The organism is Kineococcus glutinatus (assembly GCF_039542765.1).
Taxonomy (GTDB): Bacteria; Actinomycetota; Actinomycetes; order Actinomycetales; family Kineococcaceae; genus Kineococcus_A; species Kineococcus_A glutinatus.
The window spans coordinates 1-5,899 of record NZ_BAABIL010000124.1 but is presented as its reverse complement, the minus strand read 5'-3'; the positions used below and the strand labels follow the sequence as shown (position 1 = coordinate 5,899).

Here is a 5,899-nt window from a genome sequence, read left to right as displayed (position 1 = left end):
CGCCCTCTGCGGCACCACCGCCGACCTCGGCTTCGTCGACGCCTCGGCCACGGACGTGTGGGCGGTGCTCGCCGGCGCCGCCGGGGTGGTGGCGGCCGCGGCCCTGTGGTGGCGGCGGCGCTTCCCCGTGCGGGTCACCGTGGTCACGGCCCTGCTCACCGTCGTCGGGTTCGCCGACACCGCGCTGCTGCTGGCCCTCATGACCCTCGCGGTGCACCGCCGCGACCGCAACCTCGCGGTGTTCAGCGTCGTCGGGGCCCTGGCGCTGGTGGTCAACCTCTGGCGCCACCAGGACACGTCGGGTGTCGAGTCGCTGGTCTTCACGCCGCTGCTCGTGGGCCTCTTCGTGTCCCTCGGCGCCTACATCGGTGCCCGCCGCGCCCTCGTCTCCAGCCTGCGCGAGCGGGCCGAGCGGGCCGAGGCGGAGCAGTCGCTGCGCGCCGACCAGGCCCGGCTGGCCGAGCGCACCCGCATCGCGCGGGAGATGCACGACGTGCTGGCGCACCGCATCTCCCTCGTCGCCCTGCACGCCGGCGGCCTGGAGGTGCGCCCCGACGTGGGCTCCGAGCACGTCGAGGCGACCGCCGCCACGATCCGCGCCACCGCCCGCTCGGCGCTGGAGGACCTGCGCCGCGTCCTCGGGGTGCTGCGCACCGAATCCCCCGCCGGCTCCGCCGCCGGGGCCGCCGAGCTCGCCCCCCAGCCCACGCTCGTCGACGTGCAGCGGCTGGTGGCGGACTCCCGCGCGGCCGGGGTGGGGGTGGAGCTGCGCAGCGAGGTGAGCCTGCACACCCAGGTCCCCGCCGAGCTCGGGCGCACGGTGTACCGCATCGTGCAGGAGGCCCTGACGAACGTGCACAAGCACGCGCGGTCCGCGCAGGCCGTCGTCACCCTCAGCGGGCGACCGGGCGGCTTCCTGTGCGTGGAGGTCGTCAACGGCCGGCCCGCCGGTGGGGCGCCGCTGCTGCCGGGCAGCGGTTCGGGGCTGGTGGGCCTGTCGGAGCGGGTGGGCATCGCCGACGGCACCCTGCTCAGCGGCCCCGAGGCCGACGGGGGTTTCGCGGTGCGGGCGCGGCTGCCGTGGCCGTCGCCGCACCCGGACGCGACCGGGCCGCACGACGCGCCCACGTGGACCCCGCCGGATGCCAGGATCAGCACGCCGCTGCGACCAGCACCCGGGGACGAGTGAGCCCCGGGCCCCGCGAGAGGAACCGATGAGCGAGACGAGCACCCCCGGCGCCCCCGCGCGCCCCACCCGCCTGCTCCTGGTGGACGACGACGCCCTGGTGCGCGCCGGGCTGCGGATGATCCTGTCCAGCGCGGAGGACATGGAGGTCGTGGGCGAGGCCAGCAACGGCTCGGAGGCGGTGGAGGCGGTCGCCGCGCACCGCCCCGACGTGGTGCTGATGGACGTGCGGATGCCCGGGGTGGACGGGCTGACCGCGGCGGGGCAGATCACCGGCCGGCCGGGCGCGCCGGCGGTGGTGATGCTGACGACGTTCGACCTCGACGAGTACGTCTTCCAGGCGCTGCAGGCCGGCGCGATGGGTTTCCTCCTCAAGGACACCCCGCCGCGCGAGCTCGTCGCCGCGGTGCGCGTGGTCGCCGCGGGCGAGGCGATGCTGTCGCCGACGGTGACGCGCCGCCTGGTGGGGCACTTCGCCGCCGACGCCGTCAGCCCGCGCCGCCACCGCGCGCAGGAGCGGCTGCGCTCCCTCACCGAGCGGGAGACGGAGGTGCTCGCCGCGGTGGGGCGGGGGCTGTCCAACGCCGACATCGGCCGGGAGCTGTACATGAGCGAGGCGACCGTCAAGACGCACGTGTCCCGGCTGCTGACGAAGCTCGGCGCGACGAACCGGGTGCAGGTCGCGATCGTCGCCCACGAGGCGGGGCTGCTCACCGACACCCAGGGCTGAGGACGCCGTCGCCCCGCCCGCGGCCGGTCCGGCTGCGGGCGGGGCGACGGCGGGTACCGGCAGGTGCCGGCTCAGGCCAGGTACGGCCAGCCGCCGGCGTCGTAGGCGAGGCGGTTGATCCCGAGGCGGGTCGCGCCCGAGTCGGTGTAGTAGTGGTAGACGAGCAGGTCGCCGTCGGCGTCGCGCAGCACCGACTGCCCGCCGGGGCCGTGCACGCTGCCCTGCGTGGCGTTGACGACGGTGCCGCCACCGGAGCGCATGTCCTTGCCGCCGGCGTCGAGGTAGGGGCCGGTGATGGTCTTCGACCGGCCCACGACGGTCTTGTACGTGCTGCTCGCGCCCTGGCAGCAGGAGTCGAAGGACGCGAACAGGTAGTACCAGCCGCCCGCCTGGTGGATGAACGGCGCCTCGACCGCGCCGGGGCTGGGGCGGGTGGCGAGGCTGTAGCGGGTGGTGTTGCCCGCGAGCTGCTTGCCGGTCGAGGGGTCGATCTGGATCATCTTGATGCCCGACCAGAACGAGCCGAACGTCAGCCACCACTTCCCCGAGGCGTCGACGACGAGGTTGGGGTCGATGGCGTTGTAGTCGCTGCTCGTCGTGGAGGAGTACACCCGGCCCTGGTCCGTCCAGCTGCCCGGGGCCCCGGTGGTGCTGGTGGCCAGGCCGATGGCGGAGTTGTTCGAGCCGAACGACGAGACGGAGTAGTACATGAGGTACTTCCCGCCGCGATAGGACACGTCGGGCGCCCACACGTCGGTCGTCGTCCCGTACGCCGACGTCCACGTCAGCGCCTTGGTGAACGCCGAACCGGCGCGGGTGAAGTTCGTGCGGTCGGTCGAGGTGCGCACCTCGACGAGGTCGTGCGTGGAGTAGAGGTAGTAGCGGCCGTCGGCGGCGCGCACCATCGAGGGGTCGTGCGCGGCCACGTCGCCCGCGACGACGCCGGGACCGGCGTAGGCGGAGGCGGCACCGGGGTTCGCGGCGACCAGGGCGGCGGCCGCGAGGGCGGCCAGCAGGCCCCGCGCGCGGCGGGCGGGGCGGGCGGCACGGGTGGCGCGGAAGGTCATCCACAGCTCCTCGTCGAGTGGTGGCGGCGTCCCGCTCGGGACGCCGCGGCGATCCTGCCCCGCCGTGTACAACGTTGCAAGAGGTGCCCCGCGCGGTTCCGCCGGCCTCCGCGCATGGGCGGGGTCGCCGCGGGTAGGGGCTGATCACGTCGAGCCCCGGCGGGACAGCACCCGAAGGACAGCAGCGGAGGACCAGAGCATGGCCGAGGACCAGACGACCCAGCAGGACCCCACCCAGCAGCACGCGCAGCCCGACGCCGAGGGCGAGCAGATCCCCCACCCCGGCCGCACCGGCGAGATGGGCGACGAGCCCGACCACGGCGAGGAGTCCTACCGGGGCAGCGGGCGCCTGGAGGGCAAGAAGACGATCATCACCGGCGGCGACTCCGGCATCGGCCGGGCCGTGGCCATCGCCTTCGCCCGCGAGGGCGCCGACGTGCTCATCGCCTACCTCCCCTCCGAGGAGGAGGACGCGCGGACCACGATCCGCCACGTCGAGGAGGCCGGCCGCAAGGGCGTCGCCGTGCCCGTCGACCTGCGCGAGGAGGACGCCTGCCAGCAGGTGGTCGACCGCGCCGTGGCCGAGTTCGGCCGCATCGACGTCCTCGTCAACAACGCCGCCTACCAGATGGCGCAGCCCGGCGGCATCGAGGACATCACCACCGAGCAGTTCGACCGCGTCCTCAAGACGAACCTCTACGCGATGTTCTGGCTGTGCAAGAAGGCGGTCCCGCACATGCGGGAGGGCGCCAGCATCATCAACACCTCCTCCATCCAGGCCTATCAGCCGTCCCCGCCGCTGCTGGACTACGCCACGACGAAGGCCGGCATCGTGAACTTCACGAAGGGCCTGGGGCAGATGCTGGTGGAGAAGGGCATCCGGGTGAACTCGGTGGCGCCCGGCCCGATCTGGACGCCGCTCATCCCGGCCACCATGCCGGAGGACAAGGTGGGGTCCTTCGGCAAGGACGTGCCGATGGGCCGCGCGGGGCAGCCGGCGGAGCTGGCACCGGCGTTCGTGTTCTTCGCCTCGCAGGAGTCCAGCTACGTCACCGCCGAGGTGCTCGGCGTGACCGGCGGCAAGCCGCTGGCCTGACCCGCCCCGCGGGCGCCCTCCGCGCCCTTCTCCGGGTTTCGGCGGCCCGGGCCCGCCTCGGGAGCGCCGAAACCCGGAGAAGGGCGGCCCGGGCCCGCCTCGGGAGCGCCGAAACCCGGAGAAGGGCGGCCCGGGGGCGTCAGCGCAGCAGCTCCGGGACCCGGAACTCCTCCCCGTGCACGTGGGTGGCGAGGAACGCGAACACCGTCTCGTACCAGAGCTTCGCGTGCTGGGGCGCCAGCACCCAGTGGTTCTCGTCGGGGAACAGCAGGAACCGGTGCGGCAGGTCCTCCGGCGGCCCGTCCCAGCGGGAGACGAGGTCCCACCACAGCCGCAGCCCCTCCCCCACCGGCACCCGGTAGTCCTCGTCGCCGTGGACGACGAGCACCGGCGTGGTGATGGCGTCGGCGTGGGCGCTGGGGTCGTTGGCGGCGGCCATCTGCGCGGTCATCTCCCGCGACCAGTAGTACGCGGCGTCCGTGGTGGGCCCGAACTGGTCCAGCGCCCACAGGCCGGCGTGGGTGACGATCGCGCGGAACCGGTCGGTGTGCCCGGCCACCCAGTTGGCCATGTAACCGCCGAAGGAACCACCCATGCACGCGGTGCGGCCGGCGTCGACGTCCTCGCGGGCCTCGGCGGCGTCGGTGAGGGTCATGAGGTCGGTGTACGGCTCGGCGCCCCACGCCCCCCAGCCGCGGTCCACGAACTCCTGCCCGTAGCCGGTGGACAGCCGCGGGTCCGGCAGCAGCACGGCGTAGCCGCGGGCGGCGGCCAGCCACGGGTTCCACCGCCACGACCAGGAGTTCCACGAGCCCAGCGGACCGCCGTGGATCCACAGCAGCAGCGGCGCGGGGTCCTCGGCCGAGGCGCCCTCGGGCAGCACCAGCCAGGAGCGCAGGCCCGTGCCGTCGGCGGCGGTGGCCTCCACCTCGGTGAGCGTGCCGGGCAGGTCCGGCGCGGCGGCGGGGCCCGGGAGGAGCACCGGCTGCTGGTCCTGCGCCGCCGCGTCCAGGCGCACCACCGCGGGCGGGGCGTCCACCGCCGAGCGCACCGCGTAGAGCCACCGCCCGTCCGGTGCCACCTGCAGGTCGGAGTAGGCGCCGCGGTCGCCGGTGAGCCGCCGCACGGCACCCGTGGCGACGTCGACGCGGAACACCGGGGCCGCGCCCCGCTCGTCGGCGGTGACGAACAGCGCGGTCGAGTCCGGCGACCAGCGCGGCGCCGCGCCCCACAGGTCCCAGCCGACGGCCACCTCCGCGACCGGGGCCGAGCCGTCCAGCGGCAGCACCACGACCCGCATCCGGGGCGCCCGCTGCGGGGTGCTGCGGGTCTCCAGCACCGCCGCCACCCGGGTGCCGTCCGGGGAGACGGCCGGGCCGAGCAGGTCGTCGCCGCCCTCGCCCGCGTCGGCCAGCACCCGCCGCTCGCCGGTGGCGGTGTCGATCGCGACGAGGGCGGAGCGCTGCGAACCGCGCCGCTCGGGCACCTGCCAGGTCGTCACGAGGGTCCCGCCGTCGGGGGTGAGCACGGCGTCGGCGTGGTCCAGCGCCCGGCCGGGCACGGGGGTGAGGTCGCGCAGCACGAGGCGGCCGCGGGCGTCGGCGTTCCCGAGCGCGGCGCCGAAGCAGCGGATCTGCTCCGGGCCGAGGTCGTGGTCCCAGAACCGCACCGGGTAGCCGGCGTGCAGGACGGCGCTGACCTTGGCGTCGGCGCGGGCCTTGCGCCGCTCGGCGGCCGAGCCGGGGCCGTCGGCGGCGACGGCGCTCGCCCCGGGCAGGGTCGGTGCGGACAGCACGAGCCGGTCGGCGTCCCGGGCGGTG

5 protein-coding genes are annotated in these 5,899 nt (G+C 75.3%); 3 read left to right on the top strand and 2 right to left on the bottom strand.

Going from position 1 to position 5,899, the window contains the following annotated elements; all coding sequences use genetic code 11:
* Together ABEB16_RS05680 and ABEB16_RS05675 are read left to right on the top strand one after the other, a co-directional pair.
* Nucleotides 1–1,189: sensor histidine kinase (locus ABEB16_RS05680; protein ID WP_345711296.1), on the top strand; the 1,189-nt coding region annotated here is incomplete at its 5' end.
* Between the two features lie 25 nt (nt 1,190–1,214).
* Nucleotides 1,215–1,916, top strand: coding sequence for a response regulator (locus tag ABEB16_RS05675; protein WP_345711295.1), 702 nt, complete (start codon nt 1,215–1,217; stop codon nt 1,914–1,916).
* Nucleotides 1,917–1,987: 71 nt separating this feature from the next.
* Here ABEB16_RS05675 and ABEB16_RS05670 read toward each other — a convergent pair whose 3' ends face one another.
* Nucleotides 1,988–2,983: an arabinan endo-1,5-alpha-L-arabinosidase gene (locus tag ABEB16_RS05670; RefSeq protein WP_345711294.1), complete on the bottom strand. Its 996-nt coding sequence runs from the start codon at nt 2,981–2,983 to the stop codon at nt 1,988–1,990.
* Between the two features lie 199 nt (nt 2,984–3,182).
* Here ABEB16_RS05670 and ABEB16_RS05665 point away from each other — a divergent pair, with 199 nt between their 5' ends.
* Nucleotides 3,183–4,079 carry an SDR family oxidoreductase gene (locus tag ABEB16_RS05665; RefSeq protein ID WP_345711293.1) on the top strand — a complete coding sequence of 299 codons (897 nt, stop codon included), beginning with the start codon at nt 3,183–3,185 and terminating at the stop codon, nt 4,077–4,079.
* Nucleotides 4,080–4,218: 139 nt separating this feature from the next.
* On the opposite strand, the gene ABEB16_RS05660 is transcribed toward ABEB16_RS05665, so the two are convergent.
* Nucleotides 4,219–5,899, bottom strand: a 1,681-nt coding sequence (locus ABEB16_RS05660; protein WP_345711292.1) for a S9 family peptidase, incomplete at its 5' end; no start/stop codon positions are given.

Coding starts and splice junctions, on each gene's coding strand:
- ABEB16_RS05670 (WP_345711294.1), bottom strand. CDS start 2,983: ATGACCTTCCGCGCCACCCGTGCCGCCCGCCCCGCCCGCCGCGCGCGG.
- ABEB16_RS05665 (WP_345711293.1), top strand. CDS start 3,183: ATGGCCGAGGACCAGACGACCCAGCAGGACCCCACCCAGCAGCACGCG.
- ABEB16_RS05675 (WP_345711295.1), top strand. CDS start 1,215: ATGAGCGAGACGAGCACCCCCGGCGCCCCCGCGCGCCCCACCCGCCTG.